This is a genomic window from Leucobacter fengyongliangi, from assembly GCF_052386045.1.
On sequence record NZ_CM126356.1, the window covers coordinates 2,337,445 to 2,360,112 of the forward strand.

Annotated in this window: 21 protein-coding genes and 3 tRNA genes; 12 read left to right on the forward strand and 12 right to left on the reverse strand. The window is 66.2% G+C overall.

Features of this window, described 5'->3' with window-relative positions; all coding sequences use genetic code 11:
- The first annotated feature begins 256 nt into the window (after nucleotides 1-256).
- The gene (locus tag ACTNFK_RS11115; protein WP_435937527.1) at nucleotides 257-2,143 is read left to right on the forward strand and encodes a SulP family inorganic anion transporter; all 1,887 of its coding nucleotides are present in this window, start codon (nucleotides 257-259) and stop codon (nucleotides 2,141-2,143) included.
- On the opposite strand, the gene ACTNFK_RS11120 is transcribed toward ACTNFK_RS11115, so the two are convergent.
- The 8 genes from ACTNFK_RS11120 to idi are packed head-to-tail and all read right to left on the reverse strand — an operon-like array spanning nucleotide 2,140 to nucleotide 11,150.
- Nucleotides 2,140-3,051 (reverse strand): TIGR01777 family oxidoreductase, encoded by a 912-nt coding sequence (locus ACTNFK_RS11120; RefSeq protein ID WP_435937529.1) that lies wholly within the window; start codon nucleotides 3,049-3,051, stop codon nucleotides 2,140-2,142. The genes ACTNFK_RS11115 and ACTNFK_RS11120 overlap by 4 nt on opposite strands.
- Entirely contained in the window at nucleotides 3,048-5,405 is a 2,358-nt protein-coding gene (locus tag ACTNFK_RS11125) for an MMPL family transporter (protein ID WP_435937530.1), read from the reverse strand. The genes ACTNFK_RS11120 and ACTNFK_RS11125 overlap by 4 nt, the downstream gene beginning before the upstream one ends.
- Entirely contained in the window at nucleotides 5,402-6,607 is a 1,206-nt protein-coding gene (locus ACTNFK_RS11130) for a prenyltransferase (protein ID WP_435937531.1), read from the reverse strand. The genes ACTNFK_RS11125 and ACTNFK_RS11130 overlap by 4 nt, the downstream gene beginning before the upstream one ends.
- Nucleotides 6,604-6,948 (reverse strand): lycopene cyclase domain-containing protein, encoded by a 345-nt coding sequence (locus tag ACTNFK_RS11135; RefSeq protein ID WP_435937532.1) that lies wholly within the window; start codon nucleotides 6,946-6,948, stop codon nucleotides 6,604-6,606. The genes ACTNFK_RS11130 and ACTNFK_RS11135 overlap by 4 nt, the downstream gene beginning before the upstream one ends.
- Nucleotides 6,948-8,561: a phytoene desaturase family protein gene (gene crtI / locus ACTNFK_RS11140; RefSeq protein ID WP_435937533.1), complete on the reverse strand. Its 1,614-nt coding sequence runs from the start codon at nucleotides 8,559-8,561 to the stop codon at nucleotides 6,948-6,950. Before crtI ends, ACTNFK_RS11135 begins: the two co-directional genes overlap by 1 nt.
- Entirely contained in the window at nucleotides 8,558-9,475 is a 918-nt protein-coding gene (locus ACTNFK_RS11145) for a phytoene/squalene synthase family protein (protein ID WP_435937534.1), read from the reverse strand. The genes crtI and ACTNFK_RS11145 overlap by 4 nt, the downstream gene beginning before the upstream one ends.
- Entirely contained in the window at nucleotides 9,472-10,581 is a 1,110-nt protein-coding gene (locus ACTNFK_RS11150) for a polyprenyl synthetase family protein (RefSeq protein WP_435937535.1), read from the reverse strand. Before ACTNFK_RS11150 ends, ACTNFK_RS11145 begins: the two co-directional genes overlap by 4 nt.
- Nucleotides 10,578-11,150: an isopentenyl-diphosphate Delta-isomerase gene (idi, locus tag ACTNFK_RS11155; RefSeq protein ID WP_435937539.1), complete on the reverse strand. Its 573-nt coding sequence runs from the start codon at nucleotides 11,148-11,150 to the stop codon at nucleotides 10,578-10,580. Before idi ends, ACTNFK_RS11150 begins: the two co-directional genes overlap by 4 nt.
- Nucleotides 11,151-11,256: 106 nt before the next feature.
- Here idi and ACTNFK_RS11160 point away from each other — a divergent pair, with 106 nt between their 5' ends.
- The gene (locus ACTNFK_RS11160) at nucleotides 11,257-11,859 is read left to right on the forward strand and encodes a MarR family winged helix-turn-helix transcriptional regulator (RefSeq protein ID WP_435937536.1); all 603 of its coding nucleotides are present in this window, start codon (nucleotides 11,257-11,259) and stop codon (nucleotides 11,857-11,859) included.
- Between the two features lies 1 nt (nucleotide 11,860).
- Here ACTNFK_RS11160 and ACTNFK_RS11165 read toward each other — a convergent pair whose 3' ends face one another.
- The gene (locus ACTNFK_RS11165) at nucleotides 11,861-12,910 is read right to left on the reverse strand and encodes an IS30 family transposase (RefSeq protein WP_192497180.1); all 1,050 of its coding nucleotides are present in this window, start codon (nucleotides 12,908-12,910) and stop codon (nucleotides 11,861-11,863) included.
- 194 nt (nucleotides 12,911-13,104) lie between these two features.
- Here ACTNFK_RS11165 and ACTNFK_RS11170 point away from each other — a divergent pair, with 194 nt between their 5' ends.
- Nucleotides 13,105-14,628: a SulP family inorganic anion transporter gene (locus ACTNFK_RS11170; RefSeq protein WP_435937734.1), complete on the forward strand. Its 1,524-nt coding sequence runs from the start codon at nucleotides 13,105-13,107 to the stop codon at nucleotides 14,626-14,628.
- Between the two features lie 31 nt (nucleotides 14,629-14,659).
- Here the strand turns inward: ACTNFK_RS11170 and ACTNFK_RS11175 are convergent, their stop codons facing one another.
- Nucleotides 14,660-15,307 (reverse strand): Maf family protein, encoded by a 648-nt coding sequence (locus ACTNFK_RS11175; RefSeq protein ID WP_435937733.1) that lies wholly within the window; start codon nucleotides 15,305-15,307, stop codon nucleotides 14,660-14,662.
- A 56-nt stretch (nucleotides 15,308-15,363) separates the two neighbouring features.
- Between ACTNFK_RS11175 and ACTNFK_RS11180 the strand changes: the two genes are divergently transcribed.
- Complete coding sequence (locus tag ACTNFK_RS11180) at nucleotides 15,364-16,674, forward strand: class I SAM-dependent RNA methyltransferase (RefSeq protein ID WP_435937732.1); 1,311 nt, start codon at nucleotides 15,364-15,366, stop codon at nucleotides 16,672-16,674.
- 71 nt (nucleotides 16,675-16,745) lie between these two features.
- On the opposite strand, the gene ACTNFK_RS11185 is transcribed toward ACTNFK_RS11180, so the two are convergent.
- Nucleotides 16,746-17,228, reverse strand: a complete 483-nt coding sequence (locus ACTNFK_RS11185; protein ID WP_435937731.1) for a hypothetical protein — start codon at nucleotides 17,226-17,228, stop codon at nucleotides 16,746-16,748.
- Nucleotides 17,229-17,274: 46 nt separating this feature from the next.
- Here ACTNFK_RS11185 and ACTNFK_RS11190 point away from each other — a divergent pair.
- The 4 genes from ACTNFK_RS11190 to ACTNFK_RS11205 all read left to right on the forward strand — a co-directional run bounded on the left by ACTNFK_RS11190 (nucleotide 17,275) and on the right by ACTNFK_RS11205 (nucleotide 18,553).
- Nucleotides 17,275-17,346: transfer RNA gene (locus ACTNFK_RS11190), tRNA-Thr, on the forward strand.
- Nucleotides 17,347-17,380: 34 nt separating this feature from the next.
- Nucleotides 17,381-17,454: transfer RNA gene (locus ACTNFK_RS11195), tRNA-Met, on the forward strand.
- A 105-nt stretch (nucleotides 17,455-17,559) separates the two neighbouring features.
- Entirely contained in the window at nucleotides 17,560-18,213 is a 654-nt protein-coding gene (locus tag ACTNFK_RS11200) for a YajG family lipoprotein (protein WP_435937730.1), read from the forward strand.
- A gap of 94 nt (nucleotides 18,214-18,307) precedes the next feature.
- Nucleotides 18,308-18,553 (forward strand): hypothetical protein, encoded by a 246-nt coding sequence (locus tag ACTNFK_RS11205; RefSeq protein WP_435937729.1) that lies wholly within the window; start codon nucleotides 18,308-18,310, stop codon nucleotides 18,551-18,553.
- 50 nt (nucleotides 18,554-18,603) lie between these two features.
- Here the strand turns inward: ACTNFK_RS11205 and ACTNFK_RS11210 are convergent.
- A tRNA-Ser gene (locus tag ACTNFK_RS11210) sits at nucleotides 18,604-18,691 on the reverse strand.
- Between the two features lie 168 nt (nucleotides 18,692-18,859).
- Between ACTNFK_RS11210 and ACTNFK_RS11215 the strand changes: the two genes are divergently transcribed.
- The 4 genes from ACTNFK_RS11215 to ACTNFK_RS11230 all read left to right on the forward strand — a co-directional run bounded on the left by ACTNFK_RS11215 (nucleotide 18,860) and on the right by ACTNFK_RS11230 (nucleotide 22,621).
- On the forward strand, nucleotides 18,860-20,296 hold the full coding sequence (locus tag ACTNFK_RS11215; RefSeq protein ID WP_435937728.1) for a dipeptidase: 1,437 nt from the start codon (nucleotides 18,860-18,862) through the stop codon (nucleotides 20,294-20,296).
- 120 nt (nucleotides 20,297-20,416) lie between these two features.
- Complete coding sequence (locus ACTNFK_RS11220) at nucleotides 20,417-21,067, forward strand: lipase (RefSeq protein WP_435937727.1); 651 nt, start codon at nucleotides 20,417-20,419, stop codon at nucleotides 21,065-21,067.
- A 124-nt stretch (nucleotides 21,068-21,191) separates the two neighbouring features.
- Nucleotides 21,192-21,617 carry a hypothetical protein gene (locus tag ACTNFK_RS11225; protein ID WP_435936267.1) on the forward strand — a complete coding sequence of 142 codons (426 nt, stop codon included), beginning with the start codon at nucleotides 21,192-21,194 and terminating at the stop codon, nucleotides 21,615-21,617.
- Nucleotides 21,614-22,621, forward strand: a complete 1,008-nt coding sequence (locus ACTNFK_RS11230; RefSeq protein WP_435936268.1) for a DDE-type integrase/transposase/recombinase — start codon at nucleotides 21,614-21,616, stop codon at nucleotides 22,619-22,621. The genes ACTNFK_RS11225 and ACTNFK_RS11230 overlap by 4 nt, the downstream gene beginning before the upstream one ends.
- Nucleotides 22,622-22,668 lie beyond the last annotated feature (47 nt).

Sequence of the window (22,668 nt, forward strand, 5' to 3'; positions counted from 1 at the left end):
GTCGATTTCGCACCCGCTTCTCAAACAGCAGACGACGCGCAACCTGGCGGGCAGGGAACGGTGAGTTCCTCCTTTGACCGTAACAAGGTCCTCACGCAAAGCGCAAAGCAGGGGCGTGGAATTTGACGCTAATTGAGTGCTCAGATTTTTCTCTGACCTGGAGTTTTCTCCGAGACCAGATCGTTATACACAATCCGATCCAGCAACCAAATTCTGCCGTTCCGCACCGCCGCGGCCGCAGGGCTATCCTGGCGACATGGCTTCACTGGGGCAGACACGGGGCACAGGGCACAGCATCAGGCTTTCCCTGCGCGCCCTCCTCCCCGGCCTCGACACCGCCCTTGGGTATCAGCGCCCGTGGCTGTGGCCCGACATTCGCGCGGGTCTGATCCTCAGCGCCCTCCTCGTGCCCGCCGGCATGGGGTACGCCCAGGCAGCGGGTCTCCCCGCCTACACCGGCCTCTACGCCACCATCATTCCGCTCCTCGCGTACGCGGTCTTCGGGCCTTCGCGCATTCTGGTCGTCGGGCCCGACTCCGGGCTCGCTCCCCTGATTGCTGTCGCGGTGCTGCCGCTCGCGCTCGGTAGCCAGGACCGTGCGGTCGCCCTCGCCGGGCTTCTCGCGATCATGGTCGGGGTGATCCTGATCGCCGCGGGTGGCCTTCGTCTCGGCTTCATCACCGACCTGCTCTCGAAGCCGATCCGCCGCGGCTATCTCAACGGCATCGCCCTGATCGTCATCATCTCGCAGCTGCCCAAGCTGCTGGGGTTCTCGATCGATTCGACGCAGCCGCTGCGAGACGTTTGGTCGATCGGCGTCGCAATCGTGCAGGGCGGGATCACACCGCTCGCCACGATATTCGGGGTGGGTTCACTCGCCGTGATACTCAGCTTCAAGTTGCTTCTGAAAGACCGGATCCCCGGGGTGCTCGTCGCGGTGGTCGCGGGCATTCTCGTCACTGCGATCCTCGGCCTTTCGGAAAGGCTCCCGGTGGTGGGCAAGATGCCGCAGGGGTTCCCGGCACCCGCCCTCGGCGGAATCCAGTGGTCCGATGCGCTGGCTCTTGCCGCCCCCGCCCTCGCGATCGCACTCATCGCCTTCGCCGATACCGGGGTGCTCTCCCGCACCCTCGCCTCGCGGCGGGGCGAGACGGTGAGCGGCAGTCGTGAGATGGTGGGCCTCGGCATGGCGAACGTCGCCGGCGGGGTCATGGGCGGCTTCCCCATCGCAGGGTCAATGTCGCGCACCCCCGTGATCGAGGCGGCGGGCGCGCGATCGCAACTCGCCGCGGTGATCGGGGCGCTCCTGGTACTCGCCTTCATGCTGTTTCTGCCGGGCGTGACCGAGTTTCTCCCGGAATCGGTCCTGGCCGCGGTCGTCATCGTGGCGATCTCCTCAGTATTTCAGCCCACCGGGGTCGGGACGTGGAAGATCGACCGCTGGGACAGCGGCCTCGCAATCGCGGCGTTTCTCGGGGTGCTCTTCGTCGGCGTACTCGAGGGCATCCTCATCGCGATCGGTCTCTCGTTCGTCGCCTTCGTGTGGCACTCCTGGCGCCCGTACCGTGCCGAACTCGGCCGGATACCGGGCCGCCGCGGCTATCACGACCGGTCGCGCAACCCCGAGGCGGAACGCATTCCGGGCATCGTCATCGTACGCTGGGATGCCTCGCTCTTCTTCGCGAACGCGAACATCTTCGCCTCCTGGGTGCGCGGAGTATTGAAACGGGCCGAGCGCGAGGCACCACCCGGCGCTCCCGCGATCCACACCGTGCTGCTCGCGGCCGAGCCCATCACCGACATCGATACCACGGCGATGGACGAGCTCGTGCGCCTCGACGAGTACCTGCAGAGCCGCGGGATCACGCTGCTGCTCGCGGAACTCAAGGGTCCGGTGCGAGACCTCATCCACCGTCACGGGCTGGGTGACAGGTTCACGCCCGATCGGTTCCCGCCGACTGTGGGCGCGGCGGTGGATGCGTTCACGGGCGAGCTTCGCACCGACATCTCGACGCACGACCGTGAGTCAGTCGATGTCGAGTCGGTCGACACGGGAGATGCCGACGATGCTCACCACACGGACGGCACCCATGACAGGAACGGCGCCGAGGGCGATCACCCCAAGCATCATCGCGACGGTTAGCCCTTCCGGCCGACTTCGGCGAGCGCGGCCTGCACCGCCGCTTCGACCGTCTCGGACGCGAAAGTGAACCCCGAGCGCTCAAGCACGGAGGGCCGCACGTCGGCATCCGCGGTCAGCAACGACTCGGTCGCGGCACGGCCGAGCGCTAGCCGCAGCCCCCACTCGGGAGCCGGAAGCCAGAACGGTCGCCGCATCGCGCGGGCGAGCGCCCGCCCCTGCTCGTTTGCGGTCGCGGGGGTCGGGCCCGTGAGGTTCACCGGCCCCTCAATCTCGCTCGCGATCAGGTGCTGGATCGCGCGCACCTCGTCGTCCAAGGAGATCCACGGCCACACCTGCGTGCCGCGCCCCAGTGGACCACCGAGACCCAGGCTAGTGAGGCGAATCATCGGCTTCAACACGCCATCACGGTGGATCACCGGAGCCGTGCGCAGCAGTACAACCCGGCTGTGCGGGCCCGCGGTGCGTGCCGCCCGCTCCCACTCCACGCAGAGACCCGCGAGGAACGTATTCCCCGCGGGGGAAGCCTCGGTGAGTACGGCACCCGGCACCGACCCGTAGTAGCCGACCGCGGAGGCGGAGAGGAACGCTGGCGCGCCCTCCCCCAGCTCTCGGATCGCGTCGGCGAGCGCGAGAGTGGGGCCCAGGCGTGAGGCCGTGAGTTCCGCCCGGTAGCTCGATGTCCAGGGCATGCGCCCGACGCTCGCGCCGCCGAGCGCCACGACCGCATCGGCCCCGTCAATGAGGCCCGGGTCGAGGGGCCGCTCTCCTGGCGCCCATGGCACCTCGTGGGCGCCGCGCGCGGGGCGGCGCACCAGGGTGGTGACCTCGGTGCCCTCCCCGCGGAGCGCGCGCACGAGGGCCGTGCCAATGAGACCCGACGCTCCCGAAACCACCACCCGCAGCGTCATGCGCGATCCGCCCCCGCATGCCCGGCGTCGGCTGCCGGAGCCGCGACGGCTGCCGCCGCGTGCTCGGGCTGGTGCGCCGCCCCGGCCGCAGCCAGTGCCGCGGCCTTCTCCGCCGCGACCTTCTCCTCGTGCTCGGCCCGCCCGAGCTTCGACGGCCACCAGATCTTGCGCCCGATGTCGTACCCGAGCGCCGGCACCAGCAGTGTGCGCACGACGAAGGTGTCGAGCAGCACACCGAAGGCCACGATGAAGGCGAGCTGCAGCAGGAAGAGGATCGGAATCACCGCGAGCGCCGCGAAGGTCGCCGCGAGCACGAGACCCGCCGAGGTGATCACCCCGCCCGTGATGGTGAGCCCGCGCAGGATCCCCTCGCGGGTGCCGTGCTTGATCGTCTCCTCGCGCACACGCGTCATCAGGAAGATGTTGTAGTCGATGCCCAGCGCGACCAGGAACACAAAGCCGAACAGTGGCACGGCGGGGTCGGCACCCGGGAACTGGAAGATGCCGTTGAAGACCAGCGCCGCGACTCCCATCGCCGTGCCAAACGAGATCACGGTGGTGATAATGAGCAGCACCGGCGCCAAGATCGAACGCAGCAGCAGCATCAGGATCAGCAAGATGACCACCAGGATGATCGGGATGATCAGGTTGCGATCGTGGATCGACGCATCGTTCGTGTCGAGCGCGGTTGCGGTCACCCCGCCTACGAGGGCGCTCGGCGCAGCATCGGCGAACTCGGCGCGGAGCTCGCGCACGGTGTCGCCCGCCTCCGCGGAGTCGGCGGCATTCACCAGCGTGCCCTGCACGAGCACCTGGCCATCCACCACGGTGGGCTCTGGGGCCGGGGTGCCGGGAGGCCCGAACGCGGTGATGCCATCCTCGGTAACGGGTGCGGATCCACTCGGTGAGTCTGCCGCGGTGACCGTGACGCCATCGATGCCGGCGTTCGCGAGCAGAACACCAGCCGCGTCTTGGAACTCGCCCTCGTCGACGACCACCTGCACGGGGCTGCCCGATCCACCGGGGAAGTGTTCGCCCAAGGCGACCTGGCCGTCGCGAGCCTCGGAAGCCCCCAGCACCAGATCGGAGGCGGGCACGCCGTCGGCCTTCAGCTGGGTGATGCCGAGCGCGCCGACCAGCAGCACCACGGTGGTCAGCACCCAGATCAGGCGGGGGCGGCGCTGCACGAGGCGCGCGACCGAGACCCAGAAGCCCTTCGCGGGCATGCCGTTCTCAGCGGCGACAACCTCGGGCTCGAACTTCGGCCTGCGTGGCCAGAAGGCCGCCCGACCGAACGCGAACATCAGCGCCGGCAGCAGCGTGAGCGCCGACAGCATGGCGAAGACGATGCCGATCGCGGCGACTGGTCCGAGCGTGCTGTTCGACTTCAGGTCTGACAGCAGCAGGGTGAGGAGGCCCGCGATGACCGTTCCGCCGGACGCGAGGATCGGCTCGATCGAGCCCTTGATCGCGCGCATCGTCGCGACCCACTTGTCGGAGTTCACCCGCAGTTCCTCGCGGAAGCGCGCGACGAACAGCAGTGAATAGTCGGTAGCGGCACCGATCACCAGAATGAAGAGGATGCCCTGGGTTTGGCCGCTGAGCAGCAGGATTTCCCACTTCGCGAGCCACCAGACCAAAAGCAGCGCGGCGCACAGCGCGAAGAGGCTGGTCGACAGCACCGCAACGGGCAGCAAGAGTGAGCGGTACACGAGCACCAGGATCACGAGCACGGCGAGCAGCGCGACCGCGAGCAGCAGACCGTCAATACCCGAGAATGCGGCCGACAGGTCAGACGTGAAGCCGGCCGGACCGGTGACGAACACTTTGACCCCTGGGGGGGCGTTCGCGCGCAGTTCGTCGCCGACCTCGGTCACGATCTCGGCGATCTCGCCGTCGCTGGAAATCGGCACGAAGGCCTGCACCGCAAGGCCATCCTCCGACGGGATCGCGGGCGACACCTCGTCGCCTACCCCTTCGAGCTCGGTGAGGGCCGCGATCTCGCCGCTGATACTGGTGAGCTCAGCCTCGGTGAGTTCCGTGTCGCCCACGAAGACCACGATGGCCGGGATCGCGTCGGAGTCGCTGAACTCCCCGAGGAGCGCCTGCACCTGTGTGGCATCGGCCGACTCGGGCAGGAAGGTGGTCTGGTCGTTCGACGACACCTCCTCGACCTTGCCGAAGTAGGGGCCGCCAACGCCGGCCGCGGTGAGCCAGATGATGATGAGCACTGCGGGAAGGAAGATGCGCAGCCACTTCGGTACCCGCGAGCGCACGGGGTCGATGGGGCCTCGTGCGTGGTGGGGTTCGTGTGGCGCGTTCGCTTGCTGCGCGATTCGTGAACGGGAGGTCATGCCGGAGTCCATTCGGTGATGAGGATGAGTGTTGCGAGGGCACCTGAGAAGAAGTTGAGCCAGATGAAGCGGCGCCAGGCGATGTTGGTGCGGCCCGACGTTTCGTCGGTCACGTTCCACCATGGTGCGCAGTTGACCAGGTAGGGCACCACGATGATCGCGGCGAGGGGGCCGGGCCAAGGGGCGAAGAGCATGGCCACGCCCGCGAGCAGCCACAGCACCAGGGCGAACCGCACGGTGGAGCGCGCTCCGATGACGGTGGCCACCGAGTGGATCCCGCCCTCACGGTCGGGGCCGATGTCTTGAATCGCACCGAAGGCGTGTGCCGCCATCCCCCACAGGAAGAACGCCGAGAGGGTCAGCACCAGCGGCAGCGTGAACTCGGCACCGGCGAGCGTCAGGCCCACAACCGCGGGACTCACGAAGTGCGTGCTGGAGGTGATCGAGTCGAGGAACGGCCGCTCTTTGAAGCGCAGCCCCTTCGCAGAATACGCGATGACCGCGAACACGCTGACGGCGAGGGCGAGCCAGGTGGCGGGGCCTCCAGCGAGCCCCAGCACGAGCAGGAAGGGGATGTTCGTGAGCGCTGCTGCCCAGAGTGTTGCCCGATGCAGGCGCGGATGCAGGAGCGCCCCCTCGATGCCGCCCTTCCTGGGGTTCGCGATGTCCGACTCGTAGTCGAACACATCGTTAATGCCGTACATCGCGAGGTTGTAGGGAATGAGGAAATAGAGAAAGCCGAGCACAAGTAGCCAGTCGATCTCGCGGGTGGTGAGCAGGTACGCCGCGCCGAAGGGGAACGCCGTGTTGATCCAGCTGACCGGGCGCGAGGAGAGCACGAGCTGAGAGAACGCGCGCTGTCGATCCGCCCCACCGCGCGCGAGCAGCACCCACAGCGCAGGCAGCAGCACGGCACCGGCTAGTGGGTAGGAAAAATCTTCAATCGGGGCGAGTCCTACGCTTAATCCCAGCAGAAATTCGGGCGCGTAGGTGAACAGTCCGAGGCCGATCATCACGTTGTCGAAGACCGCCGTCAGCACAAACAAAACAAGCACCGTGATGGCGACGGCGAACCAGTGCCGGCGGGAGGCGCCGGTGCCCGCGAGCGTCGGGGTGCGGCGAGCGGCAGCCAGGCCCCACGCCACGAGACCGGCTGCGAGGGCAATGACAGCCCCGAGGAGAGCGAGGGTGGGGTAGGTCATGGCTGATCCACCAGCTCTTTCGTGGACGCGCGTGGGGAGAGCAGACGCACCGCACCCGTGTAGATCACCATGGTGCACAACACCAGGAAGATAAGGAAGACCGGCTCTTCGAGCGGAAGCTCGGGCGCGAGCACGATACCCGTCGCCACCGGGCTGTCGCCGCGCAAGAAGATGCCGAGGGCGATGCCCGCGACATCCCAGACGAGAAAGAGCGCGGTGCCCAGCACGGTGATCAGGCTCGCGATCGCCGCGTCATGCCAGAAGAACAGGCGAAACCGGTGGTCGAGCAGCAGCATGCACCCGATCCCGACCAGCAGCGCCGCGAGGTACAGGGCTCCCATTAGGCCTGGCTCCCGCTGCGGGCAGGAACCGGGAGCGGGCCCGCGCTGTGGTCGCCACGGATGCGCTTGAGCACCAGCTCTGCGCTGATGAGGCACATGGGCACACCGACGCCGGGCGCCGTGGTCGCGCCCGCGTAAAACAGGCCCTCGACCTTCTTCGATGCGTTTTGCGCACGAAACATCGCGCTTTGACTGAGAATGTGGGCGGGGCCCAGCATGCCGCCCTGCCAGGAGTGGTAGTCGCTCTGGAAGTCTGCCGGGCCGAGCGTCTCGCGCACGACGATCCGCTCGCGCAGACCCTCGATGCCCGACCACGCCTCGATCTGGTCGATCGCCGCGTCGGCCGCACGTTCGATCTCCGCGTCACCCGCGCCGTCCGATCCGCCGCTGCCCAGGCCGGGGTCTGCGGGAACCGGGATCAATACGAAGAGATTCTCGTGACCCTCCGGCGCGACGCTCGGGTCGGTCGCGCTGGGCTTGCAGACGTAGATCGACGCCGGTGACGGGACGTGTGTCTCGGCACCGAAGATCGCGTCGAAGTTCGTCTTCCAGTCAGTGACGAAGAAGAGCGAATGATGCGGCAGCTCGGGCAACACGCCCCGCACGCCCAGCATCACGAGCACGGCTCCCGGCCCACTCGTGCGCTTCTGCCACCACTTTTCGGGGTAGCTGCGGTCGGGCTCGAGCAGCAGTCGCGTCTCGGTGTGATGCAGGTCTGCGCCCGAGACCACGATGTCGGCCTGCTCGCTGTGCTCGGTGCCGTCGGCACCCTGCCAAATCACTCCGGCGATTTCGCGCTGCTTGCGGCTGAGTTTTCCCGCCTTCCGCGACTTGCGGGTGACGACCCGCTTGGCCTCGGCACCGGTCGTGATCTTGACGCCCGCCTCGATGGCGAGCGCTTCGAGCCGCTGGGAGATTTGCCAGAAGCCACCCATCGGGTATTGCACACCCTCGTCGAGGTCGAGCGCGCTCATCAGGTGATACATCGCGGGCGCATCGGCCGGGTTCGTGCCCAGGAAGACCGCGGGGTAGCCGAGCACCTGGCGCAGCACGGGGTGCTCGAAGCGCTTCGCGACGTACGATTCGAGCGAGGTGGCGAGCAGGCCGGTGAGTTCGGGGGCCGCGCCCAGCACCTCTCGCTGGGCGAGCGATCCCGGCCTGGTAAACGGATTGTAGAGAAAGTACTTCTCGGCCATGTCGGTGGTGTGGCGGGCCGAGGCGAGGTACTTCGCGAGAGCCTCGGCGCTGCCCGGCTCGACGCGTTCGAAGGTGTCGAGCACGCGGTGCTTGCCGAGTGGGATCGTCAGCGGATCGGCCAGCTCTCCCCCCTCGGCGGGCTCCGAGAAAACTCGGTACCCGGGGCGCAGGAAGGTGAGGTCGAGTTGTTCCTCGGTGCTCGTGCCCAGCATCTCAAAATAGTGGTCGAATACGCGCGGCATGAGGTACCACGAGGGGCCCGTGTCGAAGCGAAAGCCATCGCGCTCGATGAGCCCTGCGCGGCCGCCGACCCGCTCGTTCTTCTCGAGCACGTGCACGTCGTGGCCCTCGCGCGCGAGCAGTGCCGCGGTGGCGAGGCCGGCCACGCCTGCTCCGATGACGATCGTGCGGGTCATGAGTCTCGCTCCATCCAGGTGGTGATGAGCCCACGCGCGGCGAGTCCGGCTTTCACCGGGTCGGGCACGCGCACGCGGGTGGTGTACAGGTCTTCGGCGGGGGTGCGATCCACCCGGTCGGTCAGCGCGGCGAACAGCGCCAGCGCGCTGCGCACGGCCGCGCGCGCGTCTTTCGGCAGCAGCGGGATCACCGCTCTCGCGTCGTCAAGCTGCGCCCGCACCGTGCGCACCCAACTGTCGCGATCCGCATCGCTCAGTCGGTGGTCGGCGCTCAGGTAGCTGCGACCGAGGCGGTCGGTATCGTCTGCCAAGTCGCGCAGGAAGTTGATGTTCTGGAACGCGGCGCCCAATTGGCGGGCACCGAATTCGAGCCGGTCGCGTTCTTCGACTGTGTGGTTGCGCCCGCGCAGGAACACGCGCAGGCACATGAGCCCCACCACCTCGGCGGATCCGTGCACGTAGCGCGCATGGGCCTCCGTGTCATAGACGAGCGGGGCTGGCCCCAAAGTCGGATCCGTCTCGCCAACAGTCTCGCCCAGGTCTGCTCGCATGGAATCAAAGAACGGCTGCGTCAGGCTTTCGTCGATTCCTGCCTCGCGAGCGGTGCGAGCAAAGGCGTGGATCACGAGATCGCTCGAGTACCCCACGCGCATCGCGCGGTGGGTGTCTGCCACATAGCGCTCGAGCGCCTCCGTCTGCTCGACGACGCTCAGCCCGGCCTCGGCCGCCACCCCGTCGACAATCTCGTCGGCGACGCGCACCATCGCGTAGATGTTGCGCACGTGCTGGCGATGCCGCACCCCAAGCAGCCTGGTCGCGAGGCCAAATGAGGTCGAATACGTGCCGATCACGTCTCCCGCCGCGATCTCGGCGGTGCGGGTGAATCGATCGAGCGACGACGCGTCGTCGCTCACGATCGCCGCTCCTCGAGTTCCGCCGCGAGCGCGAGCAGCACCCGCCGGGCACCCGGAGCAATGGAGTGCGCGCTGCCGGTGCCCGCGAGCACCTCGTACAAGGCCGTTGTCTGCTCCTCGACGAGGCCGCGCACGAATTTCTCGGCCCCGCACTCGGTGAGGAGGGCGCGCAGTCGCGCACCCATCTTTTCGGTGAGCTCGGGGTTACCGAACTCGCTCTCGACCGTCGGCCACGCGCTCGTCATGCGGGCGTACGAGATGATCGCGGTCTGTTTGCCCTCGCGCAGGTCAGAGTAGGGGTCTTTGCCGTGCAGCTCGGGGTCACCAAACGTCGAGATCAGGTCGTCTTGCAGCTGAAAGGCGAGCCCCAGATGGTACCCGGCCGCGGTGAGCGACCGTTCGAGGTGCTGCGGGGCCTGCGCGAGGATCGCCGCCGCCCGCATCGGTAGCTCAAACGTGTAGGTGGCGGTCTTGTGCGCAGACATGGTGAGCACGGTGCTGAGGTCGGGCGCAATGAGCCCGTCACTCAGCCCCACGTCAAGCTGCTCACCAGCGATCGACTCGGTGATCGTGTGCTCGAGCAGATCGAGCATCTGGATCCGCACCGCGTGCGGCAGATCCACTCGCGCGAAGATCTGATGCGTGGCGGCGAGCAGCAGATCGCCCATCAGGATGCCCCCGGTGCGGGCCCAGTGCAGCGCACCGCGCTGGTCGCACTCGCCACGCGCGCTGCCATCGTCAAGGAGCGCACCGATGAGGTTTCGACGGCCGCGGCGCACCAGGTCGCCGTCGATCACGTCGTCGTGCAGCAGGAAAGAGTAGTGCAGCAGCTCGATCGCGGCGGCGATGCGAATGATCGACTCCCGCTCGACGCTGGCTTCAGGTGCGCTTTCCGACACCAGCGCATCGAAGATTTCGACCATCAACACCGGTCGCACGAGCTTCCCGCCGAGCACATGCTCGGCCGCCAGCCCCCAGAGGTGCGAAAACTCGCTGCCGTACGCCTCCGCTGCCGCGGTCTGCGCCGCGAAGATCTCGCTGAGCTCGCGCTCGACCGCGTTGCGCAGCAGTGCGCGGGTGCGGTTGTGCCCCACGACCGCGGTCATGACTCGCGTCCATCCAACGGTGCGGGTGCGTCGGCGCCCGGGCGCTCCGGCAGACTCAGCCGCTCGAGCAGCTGCGGCAGCTGCATCGCAAGCCAGGGGCTGAAGGCGAACGGCGCCCGCTCGACCGCCTCTGCAAGGGCGTGCGGATCCACCCATGCCCACTCGACCACCTCGTCTGGCTTGGGCGCAAGTTCGCCGTGCAGTCGCGCGATGTGCACCGGGCACACCTCGTTCTCGACAATGCCGCTGGCGTCAACCGCGCGGTAGCGGAAGTCGGGAAGCACGACCTGAATCTCACCAACTGTGGCACCGAGCTCGTCGGCGGCGCGGCGCGCGATTGCGAGTGGCATTTCTTCGCCGGGTGCGGGGTGACCGCAGAAACTGTTCGTCCAGACACCGGGCCACGTGCGCTTGTCGAGCGCGCGGCGCGTCACGAGCAACTGCCCGCGTTCGTTCATGACGTAGCAGGAAAACGCGAGGTGCAGCGCGGTCTGAGTGGTGTGCACGTCGGCCTTGGGCACGGTGCCAATGGCTTCGCCTGCTTCGCTGAGGAGCACCACCATCTCCATAATTCCCACCTCCAAGTCTCCGAGTAAGTATCTCTGCTAACAACATATTATTAGCCGGGCTAGCAATAAACCTAGCACGAAGTCTGAAGTACGTTAATATATCCACATGCCTGAATTCGACGATCGAGGGGACGCGGTTTCGTCGACCCTCTATAACGTCGAGACGAGCGATCCCAACTCGCGTTTGATCGATCGTGCAGACCTCGCACCCGAGGAGATGCGCCAGATCGGCAGGCTCATGTCAGCCCTCGGCAAGCTGCGCGAAGCCGAGCAAGAGCTGTCGGAGGCGTCACAGAAGTACATGCACCTGAACCGCTCAGACATGCGTGCGCTGCATTACCTCATCGTCGCCGGGAACACCGACAACATCGCGACGCCCGGGGCGATTGCCACACACCTCGGTATCTCGAGCGCGTCCACCACGAAGCTGCTTGACCGACTCGAGAAGGCCGGGCACATCACCCGAGCGCCGCACCCGACCGACCGCCGAGCGCTCGCCATTTCGATCACCCCCCAAACTCACGAGGCCGCCATGCAGACCGTGGGTCGGCAGCAGGCGAAGCGATTCCACGCCGCCGCACGCCTCGCCCCGCACGAGCGCGAGGTCGTGATCCGCTTCCTTACCGACATGACCGAACAGATCGGGCTTCACAACGCTGCTTGGGCAGGTGGGGCCCCGGATTTTAGTTCGGAGTGCAACACCCAGTGAGTTACCCCGAGCATAACTCCTGGAATACCTCTGCCGGGGTCGCCCAACCCAGCACTTTCCTGGGCCGATCATTGATCTCACCGATGTACTCGTCGAGTTCTTCCTGGGTGAGGTCCTCGAAGGTTGTGCCCTTGGGGAGATACTTCCGTAGCCGACCATTGAAGTGCTCGTTACTGCCCCGCTGATATGCGCTGTACGGGTCACAGAAATAGGTGGGCACCCCGATCGTGTCGGCAAGCATGTAATGGTGTGCGAACTCGCTTCCATTGTCGGCTGTGACAGATTTGACGGCGTGTGCAGGCAGCACCCGATACACGCCAAGCTGCGCCTCCAGAGTCGGGGCAGCAGCGACTCGGGAGAGCTTCACTCCCAGGTAGTAACGGCTTGTGCGTTCGACCATGGTGTGAATACCGCCGGTGCCGTGTGCGCCCAGCACACTGTCTGATTCCCAATGCCCAAACTCTTCCCGCGTCAATACCTCGGCGGGTCGTTCATGTATCGAGACCCGATATTTGATGCGTTCCGTGTGTACCTTTCGGCCCTTGATGCGGCGTCGTTTCTTCTGCCCCCGAGCAAGGTATTGGTGCAGCTGCCGATGCTGTTGGCCGGGTGAGTAAATCCAGGCATACAACGTTTCTGGGCTGACCCGCATACGGTGATCGGTGGGGTGCTCGATAGGGAGGCGTCCGCTGATCTCTTCCGGGGTCCACCCCCGCCCCAAATGTGTGATCACCCAATCAACGAGCGGGTCATGCGTCATTCGGTAGGGCTGGTGCGAGCGTGCTCGGCGTGTGTTGGCGTGGAGTTGTGCTTGACCAGCGAGATACACCCGGTCTCGCCGGTGACGGGTGTCGAGTTTGTTCCGTAGGTAGGGGCGAAGATTCGCGTGGTCGTGTTCAGGTTGCCAGGAACGCTTCTTGATCTCGCGGCCGATGGTTGAACGGTGCACGCCGATTCTTCGAGCGATCTCGGCGTGGGTGTGGCCGTGGTCGTGGAGTTTCTCGATCTCGATCCGGTCGTTCAGGGTGAGGTGGCGGTAAAGTGTGGACAAGGAAGCGCAGCCCTTCGGTGGTGGTCTAGACAACTCACACTTTAGGTGTTGCGCTTCCGTCTAGAACCCGGGGGCGGGAGCACCCGCCACTGCCGACGCGTAGACTCGTCTGCGGCGCCCTGGGGCCCGACGCCCTGGCGCGCAGTGGCCGACTCGGCCCCGTGCAGGTGCCCAGATCCACTGAGGAGACGCTCGTGACCAGCACTTCGGCGACCACCGAACGACCAGGCCGCGCCCGAATCGAACCGACCGTGCTCCAGGCCCTGCGCAGCCCGCGACTGCTCACGCGGGAGGTACTCGCTGGCATCGTCGTCGCTGTTGCACTCATTCCCGAGTCAATAGCGTTCTCGATTATCGCGGGGGTGGATCCGCGCGTCGGACTCTTCTCCTCCTTCATCATGGCGGTCTCGATCGCCTTCCTCGGAGGCCGCCCGGCCATGATCTCGGCGGCGACCGGTGCAGTGGCGCTCGTGATCGCCCCCGTCGCGCGCGAGCACGGCCTCGACTACTTCATCGCGACGGTGCTGCTCGCCGGCGCCTTTCAGGTGATGTTTGCGGTCTTCGGCGTCGCAAAACTGCTGCGGTTCATTCCGCGAAGCGTCATGGTGGGGTTCGTGAACGCCCTCGCGATTCTGGTGTTCATTGCTCAGCTCCCCCACCTCATCGGTGTTCCGTGGCTCGTGTACCCACTCCTCGTTGTGGGACTGCTCATCATGTATTTGATGCCCAGACTCACGCAGGTGGTGCCAGCACCGCTCGTCGCGATCGTGCTCCTCACCGGCGCCGTCGTGGTCTTCGGGTGGTCGGTGCCGACGGTGGGAGATCAGGGAGAACTACCGAAGAGCCTGCCCGAGCTGTTCATTCCAGACGTGCCACTCACCTGGGAGACCCTCCAGATCATTGCGCCCTACGCCCTCGCAATGGCCGTGGTCGGTCTGCTCGAGTCACTCATGACGGCGAAACTCGTCGACGACATCACCGACACACATTCAAGCAAGACCCGCGAGGCGTGGGGGCAGGGTGTGGCGAACATGCTGTCGGGGCTGTTCGGCGGGATGGGCGGCTGCGCGATGATCGGGCAGACCATGATCAACGTGAAGGCCTCCGGTGCACGCACTCGCATCTCGACTTTCGTGGCGGGCGTGTTTCTGCTGGTGCTCGTGGTGGTGCTCGGCGACGTGGTGGCCGTGATTCCGATGGCGGCACTCGTGGCGGTGATGATCGTCGTGTCGGTTGCCACGTTCGACTGGCACAGCGTGCGGCTTTCGACCCTGCGGCGCATGCCGAAGAGCGAGACCGCGGTGATGCTCATCACCGTCGCCATCACCGTGTGGACCCACAACCTTGCAATTGGCGTGATCGTGGGCGTGCTCACCGCGATGGTGCTCTTCGCGCGGCGCGTGGCGCACTTCGCGACCGTGACGCGGTCGACCGACCCGCTCGCGGTGGTCCCCACCGCCGTGTACACCGTCTCGGGCGAGCTGTTCTTCGCTTCGAGCAACGACCTCACCACACAGTTCGAGTACCGGGCCGATCCGCCGCGCATCGTGATCGACATGTCGGGCTCACACATCTGGGACGCGTCGACCGTGGCCGCGCTCGACGCGATCGTCACGAAGTATGAGCAGCTCGGCAAGCGCGTGATCCTCGAGGGCATGAACGAGGCGACGCGTGACTTCCACGGGCGTCTGAGCGGCGGGCTCGCCGGTTCGCTGTAGTTGTCGGTGTGGCTGTTGCCGGCGTAGCAGATCAGCGATTCCAGAGCGCGGGGTACTCGTGCCCGAGCCCGGTGACGAGGCGTCTCAGCGCGGGCAGGGACAGGCCGATTACGCAACTCGGGGATCCCTCGATCCGCTCGATGAAGGCACCGGCCAGCCCGTCGATCGCGAATCCTCCGGCCAGCAGCAGCGGCTCGCCCGTCGCGACGTAGGCCTCGAGTTCGCCATCGCTGACGTCTGACGACAGTGTGACCGTGGCGGTGTCGACCTCGCCGCGCGCGCCCCGCACCTCGCCGCCCCGGCAGTCGATGAGCCAGTGGCCCGAGTGCAGCACCCCCGTTTGCCCGCGATGCTGCCGCGACCGCTCGAGCGCGACCTCGGGGGTATAGGGCTTCCCGAGAATCTCGCCATCCAGCAGAAATGCCGAGTCGCCGCCGAGCACGAGCCCGTCGATCTCACCGGTGCCGGCAGGTCCGTGCCGCCGCACGACATCTTCCGCCTTGAGTCTCCCGAGGTACTCGACGAGCTCGGGCGCACTGAGGGCCCGCCCCAGCTGCTCCTCGCGTGCCTCCACCTCTGATTCCTCATCGACCTCCGGCGCAAAGCACTGCGGTTCAATGCCAGCCCCCCGCAGCACGGAGAGGCGGGCGGGTGAGGTCGAAGCAAGTACCAGGCGCATACTCGAAATTCTAGGGTGGATCACTGGCCCCAGGCGCAGGATGGGAGAATGGGCCCATGACTGAACCCACCCCCCTCGCTGTAGGCGACGAGATCGAGCTCGACATCACGGGCATCGCCCACGGCGGCATCACCGTCGCCCGCCACGAAGGGCGCGTGGTGTTCGTAGCCGACGCGATTCCGGGCGAGCGTGTGCGCGCCCGCGTCACCGAGGCACGCAAGAAGTCGTTCGCTCGCGCCGCGACCGTGTCGGTGATCGAAGAATCAGCAGATCGGCGCCCGCACATCTGGGCCGAGGCCGCGCTCTCGCGCAACCCCGAGCACCGGGTGGGCGGCGCCGAGTTCGGGCACATCGCGCTCCCCCGCCAGCGCGCGCTCAAGGCCGAGGTGCTCGCCGACGCGCTGCGTCGCTTTGGCGGCCTCACCGACGCCGAGATCGCCGTGGTCGCCGGCGGCACGCTTGAGGTCGAGGCCGTGCCCGGAGACGACGAGGCAAACGGGCTGGGCTACCGCACCCGCGTGCGCCTGCACGTTGCCCCCGAGACCGGCCTGGTCGGACCCTATTCGAGCCGGAGCCGCCAGGTGATCCGCGTGAAGAGCCTGCCGCTCGCGGTCGAAAGCATCGAGCTTTCCGCGCCGCTCGGCGAGGCGATGCCAGATGTGGCAACAGTGGATCTCATCGCCCCCAGCGCAGACGACTCCCGCATGCTGGTGACCCTGCCAGGCGAGAAGAAGCGCGCGGGTGAGAACGATCGGGTCGCCGAGTCGGTCGGCGGGCGCGAGTTCCTCGTGCGCGCCGGCGGGTTTTGGCAGGTGCACCGGGAGGCGCCGCTGACGCTGTTCACGGCGGTGCGTGACGCGATCCACCAGCTGATTGACGACGGACGGTTCGACCCGTCGGCCGCGAACCTCGACCTCTACGGCGGGGCGGGCCTGCTCGCCGCGGCGATGGCGGAGGCCGCGGGGCCGGCTCTCAAGGTGACCACGGTCGAGTCCGACCCGGGTGCGACCGACGACGCCGCCGAGAACCTGCAGGAACTCGTGGGTGGCCTCGCGGTGACTGGTCGAGTGGATCGGTACCTCGCCGACCTGGAAAAGGGTGCGCCGACGGTGCGCGAGCGGCTGCGGCGCGCGACGGTGGTGCTCGATCCGCCGCGATCGGGTGCCGGTGGTGGCGTGGTCGGGCAACTCGGCGAACTTGCCCCAGCGAACATCGTCTACGTGGCCTGTGACCCGGTTGCGCTGGCCCGCGACACAGCAACCCTGCACGGCCTTGGCTACCGGCTCACCTCGCTGCGAGCGTTCGATCTGTTCCCGCACACCCATCACTTCGAGTCGCTCGCGGTGTTCGTGCGAGTGACCGACTAGGTCTACCGAACGACGGTGACGCTCGTTCGGCCGCGTGGGGCCGACGGGCTCGCGGACTGGCGAGCTAAACGCTAGGGGCGCTCGAGCGGGTGGGGCACCATGCCGCTCCCGTCGAGCTCGTCTTCCTCGGGGCGGGGCTCGCGACCGGCTGCCGCGGCGTACCCGAGTGCGATGATTGTGGTCGCAAATGCGACGATTCCCAGCGGGTTGCAAAACGCGATGGCCAGCTCATTCGCGAGCGTGCCCCAGAAGTGGCCCGCAACGGTGATCAGTTCGCCCCCGACTACGTCGGGCACGGTGATCCCGAACCCGAGGGCCGAGACCCACGAGAGTACCAGTGCAACGTAGGGCGCACGCCCGACGCGGCGGCCGCGATCCTGTGCGATACGGATGCGACGCACCGTCCATAGTTGCAGCAACGCGAACGGTACCGTGATGAGCGGAACGTACCACCAGGTCAATTCACCGCCGAGTCCGAAGAGCCACCTCCCCTGACCCATCCATACAGCCAACAAAATTCCGACCCCACCGATGACCTGATTTCGCACTGACACAGAGTTGATGGTAGCCTTTCCTGGTTGCTTCCGCACGGGAGCACACGCCCCGATAGCTCAGTGGTAGAGCACTTCCATGGTAAGGAAGGGGTCCCGGGTTCAAATCCCGGTCGGGGCTCTGATCTGCTCACCGCCCACACGGCGAACCTTGTGGCTGAGTAGCTCAGCTGGTTAGAGCGCACGACTCATAATCGTGAGGTCGCGGGATCGAGCCCCGCCTCAGCTACCGAGCTAGGTCACGGAAAGCCCCGCCCACCAGGCGGGGTTTTTTCGTTCCGGCTTGCAAGGCCCCATGCTGTGCGCTGGCTATGCGGCATGGGATGATCAAACCATGAAGAAAAGATACCTTGGGGTCGCGCTCGCCGCGACACTCCTCCTCTCGGGGTGCAGCGTAATCGATCTGATCAGCGGCGCAGTTCCCTCGCAGAGCACTTCGCCCACTCCTACTGCGGAGCCAGAGGTTGAGACGCCGGCAGAAGACTGGCCCGTCTCACTCACAAAGACTGAGGCCGGCGAACGATACCTGCAAATCGTGTGCCAGCGCAACGACGCCATTGGTCGCTGGGATGCGGCCTCGCAGGAGCTGGCGGACCTGATCAACGCGGGGCAAGAGCCCTTGTCAGATCAGGTGACCGCGGTGGCAAATAGTGCACGCGACGTTTTCCTCAGCACCGAGTGGGAGATTGCTCTCCTGAGCGACGAACGCTACGTGTGGCCGGACGTGGTGGAGGCCGAGATCATGACCATCATCGACTCTAACGAGAGGCTCCTCCCCACCCTCCAGACCGAGATGAATGCGCGCACAGTAGACGAGCTGTACGCGAGCGTGTACCCCGAGTACACCGCCGAAGAGCGGGCTGCCTCGCGGGAAGTCCGACTCAAGCTCGACATCCCAGCTGACGCGGTGAGTTCCTGCATCGGATACGAGACCGATGCCGAGTCGCTCTACGTTGAACTCCAGCAGCACCTGCGAGACACGCAGTAGCAGGTTCACACTTAGGGGTCAGAAGGCAACCCCTTTTCCTCAGTCTTGGGTGGGCGTACCGTTGGCACCTCAAGGCTGAAAGAAAGGAGCCATCATGGAACACCATGATCAACCGCACAAGGCCGACAGGTTTGATGCGGGCACGGGCCAGGGCACTGTCTCCGAACACCCCGACACCCCCACACAGGATCGACCCGTGCTCGATGGATCCACCGAGAGCGCTGAATCAGAGGCTTCAACGCCCAACGCACGCAAGGGCCTCGAAGATCCCGGCCTGATCCGTCACCCTGAGCGGCAAAAGCACGATCCGGAATTCGATGAAAGGTTCGGCGCGGAGTGAACAATGGTCCCAGCGTTCTCGAGACTTCCCTCGAGAACGCTGGGGCCTTTTGGCGGAGGATAGGGGATTCGAACCCCTGAGGGCTTGCACCCAACACGCTTTCCAAGCGTGCGCCATAGGCCACTAGGCGAATCCTCCAGCACTGATCGCAAGCAATCAGCGTATTCCAGCTTAGCTGGTTTCTCAGGTACACGGATCACACGGCTCTACCTGCGCACCGCACCGCACCGCACTGCCCCGCCATGCCGCCGAGTCAGGTGCGTCCAGCCCTGCCACTTTGCCCGCCACATGCGAGAGAATACGGGCATGACTTCGCTTTCCAGCACCCTCGCCTCGGCAGATCGCACACAGCTCGGCGCACGCGTCGAGGCGCTGATGCCGCGAGCGCTCGCCGACCTCGCCGAGATCGTCGCGATCCCCTCGATTGCCGATGAGCGGGTGGTGGATCCCGCCGAGTGTGTGCGCGCCGCCGAGTGGGTGCGCGACGCGTTTCGCGCCGAGGGCGTGCCGGTAGAGCTAGAGCTGACCCCCGACGGCACCTACGCGGTCATCGGCCACCGCCCCGGGCCACCCGGCGCCCCCACGGTGCTGCTGTATTGCCACTACGACGTGCAGCCCATTCTCGACGAGCACGAGTGGATCAGCCCGCCGTTTGCGCTCACCGAGAGAGCCGGCCGCCTCTACGGCCGTGGATCCGCCGATTGCAAGGGTAACCTCGTGGCGCACCTCACCGCGCTGCGGGCGCTGCGCGACGCAGCACCCGGCACGGGGGCTACACCCGCCGCACCCGCGGCGCTCGATGGCGACTCCCCCTACCCGGTCGGCCTGATCGTCGTGGCGGAGGGTTCGGAGGAACAGGGCCGTGCAAGCCTCGACCGCTACGCGGAGGCGAACCCCGAACTCTTCCGTCGGGCCGACGTGATGCTGATTCAAGACGGCGGCAACGCCGCTCACGGCCTGCCCACCCTCACCACCACCCTGCGCGGCGCGGTCGATGTCATCGTCACCGTATCGGCCCTCGAGGCATCCGTGCACTCGGGCATGTTCGGCGGAGCCGCACCCGACCCGATCGCCGCCCTCGTGCAGATGCTCGCAACCCTGCGAGACGAGCACGGCAACGTGACCGTGCCCGGCATCGCCGCAGACCAGGAATGGGACGGGGTCGGCTACGAGGAGGCCGCATTCCGCACCGATGCCGGCATGCTGGATGGCACGGAAATTCTCGGTTCGGGCGGTATCGCGGCGCAGCTGTGGGCCCGCCCGGTGATCACGATTCTGGGCATCGATGCGCCGCCGGTGGTCGGGGCGGTCGCCGCGATCCAGTCGCGGGCCGCCGCGAAGCTCAACCTGCGCGTGCCGCCGGGCGAGGATCCGGCACAGCTCCGGGATGCCCTCGTTGCGCACCTGCACGCCGTCGCCCCGTGGGGCGTGCACGTCGAGACGCAGGCTGGAGAACTCGGCTATCCGTTCAGCGCTGACACCTCGGGCCCGGCGTTTACCCTGCTGAGCGATGCGCTGACCGAGGCCTACGACGGCGTCACCACGGTCACGAGCGGCCAGGGCGGATCGATCCCACTCACCACCACGCTATCGAAGCTCAACCCCGGGTCCGAGATCATGCTGCTCGGGGTTCCCGACCCCGAGAGCCGCATCCACTCCACGAACGAGAGCGTGCACCCGGAGGAGATCCGCCACATTGCACTCGGCGAGGCTCTCTTCCTCAGCAGGCTCGGCCGGGGGTGACGAACCTGTGAATCGTGTGCGCGTGGTTTGTTTATAACGGAACGGTAACGCATACTTGTTGGGGTCGCCTCCGTCAAGGGGTGACATTTCCATTGACTAGCCATGTATGGAGTACACCGCGTGCAGACTTCCGCCAAAGCGTTCATCGTCACCCTGATTTCAGCGATGACATTCGCCCTTGGCGCAGCACCCTCGTACGCGGCACCGGAGACCGAGAGCTTTGCGCTCACCCCCGCCGCCGCTCCTGCGGCTGCAAACGCGCAGCGCCTCAACACCGATCTGGGCACAAGCGAGAACGCACCGCTCGACACCCTCCTCTTACTCTCCGATGCCACCGAGAACCCGCCCGCGGCGCTCCCACACAACTTCGATGTCGAGGCAACGATCGCACTCGCCGAGAGCGAGGTCGGCACGAGCCGGGCGACCGGTTGGTCGCAGCCAGGTGAGTGCATCATGTCGGCACAGCGCTGGATCCGCGCCGGCGGCGGCGCCTGGGCCGGCGGCGGCGATCCCGTCACCAACTACAACGGTGCGACCCGTCTGCCCGTGAGCGCGGCGCTTCCCGGCGACATCATCCAGTACGAACATCTCACCTTCCCCTCATCATGGGTTTCGGGCGTGCACACCGTGCTGATCACCGGCGTGAATGGCGACGGCACCTTCAGCATCATCGAGTCCAATAACCCAGGCGGATCGGGCCTCGTGTCAAAAAACGAGAGCTGGGTGCCCGCGCCGCCGTCAGGGTTCCAGGCCGTCGCCTGGCGCTTCTAAGTCCACTCCCGGAATCCCCTGTCGGGGATGTGACCCCCGTCGGGCGGATCTGGCCGAAGCGATCCGACCGCCCTCTTTGCCAGGCTGTGTGTGAGTCACTCGGTTGACAGAAAGGTCACCCATCATGTCGATCACGCCGGGCTTCACTCTCACGGAAATCCGTGAGTATGTGCACGAGTACCAGAACCTTCCCCATGGCACGAAAACGAGATGGTTGAAAGAGCAAACCTTTTCCAAGCATCAGATCATGCGCTGGCAAGATGCCGTGTTCGGGGGCGATCTCGACCGCGGCATGATTCCGCGAGAGAGTAGCGGTATGACACCAGACGCGAAGGCCCGCCGGGAGATCTCCCACCAGCAGCGCAGCATCCCGAAAGAACAACACGACGCAGAACTCGCCGCGCTCAACGCCCGGATTCGTGAACTCGAGGGAACGAATGACGCGTTGGGAAAAGCTATCGGGCTCTTGCACAAGCTGAACGAGCAAGAGCCCGATACGTTGCCGGCGACCGGGCGAGAGAGTTCATCACCGCCGAGAACCTCCTCGTGACCGAGCTCACCCGCATCACGGGGTCACAGCGTAAGGCCCTGAGCCTTGCGGGGGTGTCCCGGGCGACGTGGCATTACCGGCAACAGCCCCGCCAAGTGGTGATGGCCCCGGTTCCGCAGGCCGAGCGGGCGTACCGGGCACGCATCAGTCCGACCGATCGGGAACGCATCGTGGGGTACATTCTTGCGGGGTGGGCGAAGAGCGTGTCCGTGGATCATGCGTACGCGTCGGCGTGGGATGCGGGAGTGATGCTCGCGTCGCGTCGCACGTGGTGGCGGATCGCTGCCGGCATCGAGGAGCAGATGCTGCGCCCGCAGGTCCCGACCCGGCGCGGGAAACGGGCCCCACGCGAGAAACCCGTCGTGACGGCGACCCGGCCCGGGCAAGCGTGGTCGTGGGACATCACTGACTTGTACTCGCCGTGGTGGGGGAAAACGTTCAAGGCATACAAGATCACCGATATTTTCTCGCGTGAGATCGTGGGGTGGCGGGTCGAGGAACGAGAGGCTGATCACCTCGCGGTCGAGATGTTTGAGACCGCGATCGCCCATTACGGAGCCCCGGAGGTGGTGCATGCGGACTCGGGGTCAGCGATGCGTTCACACGCGCTCCTGAACGCGCTCACCCACCACGGAGTCACGTTGTCGCATAACCGGCCGTACGTCTCGAACGATAACCCGTTCTCCGAGGCCGGGTTCCGCACGATGAAGTACCGGCCCGGCTATCCCAGAGTCTTCGCTGATCTTGCTGCCGCCCGCACGTATCTCGCCGAGTATGTGGCCTGGTACAACACCGAGCACAAGCACTCCGGGATCGCGTTGTTCTCACCCGCTCAGGTCGGTGACGGGTCATGGCGTGAGGTGTGGAAGACCCGCGACCTCGCGTTGCAACACTATTACGACACGCACCCGGAACGGTTCCGCGGGCGCCCGGTTACGCCGGCACCAGCGGACCTCGTGGGAATCAATCTCCCGAAACAAACCACACAACTAACGTCCGAGTGACTCCACACAGCTTGACACAGAGCGCCGGAGTGAAAACTCCGACCGGA

What these genes read in the sequence shown, in the direction of transcription:
- ACTNFK_RS11115 (WP_435937527.1), top strand. Translation starts at nt 257, where the DNA reads ATGGCTTCACTGGGGCAGACACGGGGCACAGGGCACAGCATCAGGCTT.
- ACTNFK_RS11120 (WP_435937529.1), bottom strand. Translation starts at nt 3,051, where the DNA reads ATGACGCTGCGGGTGGTGGTTTCGGGAGCGTCGGGTCTCATTGGCACG.
- ACTNFK_RS11125 (WP_435937530.1), bottom strand. Translation starts at nt 5,405, where the DNA reads ATGACCTCCCGTTCACGAATCGCGCAGCAAGCGAACGCGCCACACGAA.
- ACTNFK_RS11130 (WP_435937531.1), bottom strand. Translation starts at nt 6,607, where the DNA reads ATGACCTACCCCACCCTCGCTCTCCTCGGGGCTGTCATTGCCCTCGCA.
- ACTNFK_RS11135 (WP_435937532.1), bottom strand. Translation starts at nt 6,948, where the DNA reads ATGGGAGCCCTGTACCTCGCGGCGCTGCTGGTCGGGATCGGGTGCATG.
- crtI (WP_435937533.1), bottom strand. Translation starts at nt 8,561, where the DNA reads ATGACCCGCACGATCGTCATCGGAGCAGGCGTGGCCGGCCTCGCCACC.
- ACTNFK_RS11150 (WP_435937535.1), bottom strand. Translation starts at nt 10,581, where the DNA reads ATGACCGCGGTCGTGGGGCACAACCGCACCCGCGCACTGCTGCGCAAC.
- idi (WP_435937539.1), bottom strand. Translation starts at nt 11,150, where the DNA reads ATGGAGATGGTGGTGCTCCTCAGCGAAGCAGGCGAAGCCATTGGCACC.
- ACTNFK_RS11160 (WP_435937536.1), top strand. Translation starts at nt 11,257, where the DNA reads ATGCCTGAATTCGACGATCGAGGGGACGCGGTTTCGTCGACCCTCTAT.
- ACTNFK_RS11175 (WP_435937733.1), bottom strand. Translation starts at nt 15,307, where the DNA reads ATGCGCCTGGTACTTGCTTCGACCTCACCCGCCCGCCTCTCCGTGCTG.
- ACTNFK_RS11180 (WP_435937732.1), top strand. Translation starts at nt 15,364, where the DNA reads ATGACTGAACCCACCCCCCTCGCTGTAGGCGACGAGATCGAGCTCGAC.
- ACTNFK_RS11200 (WP_435937730.1), top strand. Translation starts at nt 17,560, where the DNA reads ATGAAGAAAAGATACCTTGGGGTCGCGCTCGCCGCGACACTCCTCCTC.
- ACTNFK_RS11205 (WP_435937729.1), top strand. Translation starts at nt 18,308, where the DNA reads ATGGAACACCATGATCAACCGCACAAGGCCGACAGGTTTGATGCGGGC.
- ACTNFK_RS11215 (WP_435937728.1), top strand. Translation starts at nt 18,860, where the DNA reads ATGACTTCGCTTTCCAGCACCCTCGCCTCGGCAGATCGCACACAGCTC.
- ACTNFK_RS11225 (WP_435936267.1), top strand. Translation starts at nt 21,192, where the DNA reads ATGTCGATCACGCCGGGCTTCACTCTCACGGAAATCCGTGAGTATGTG.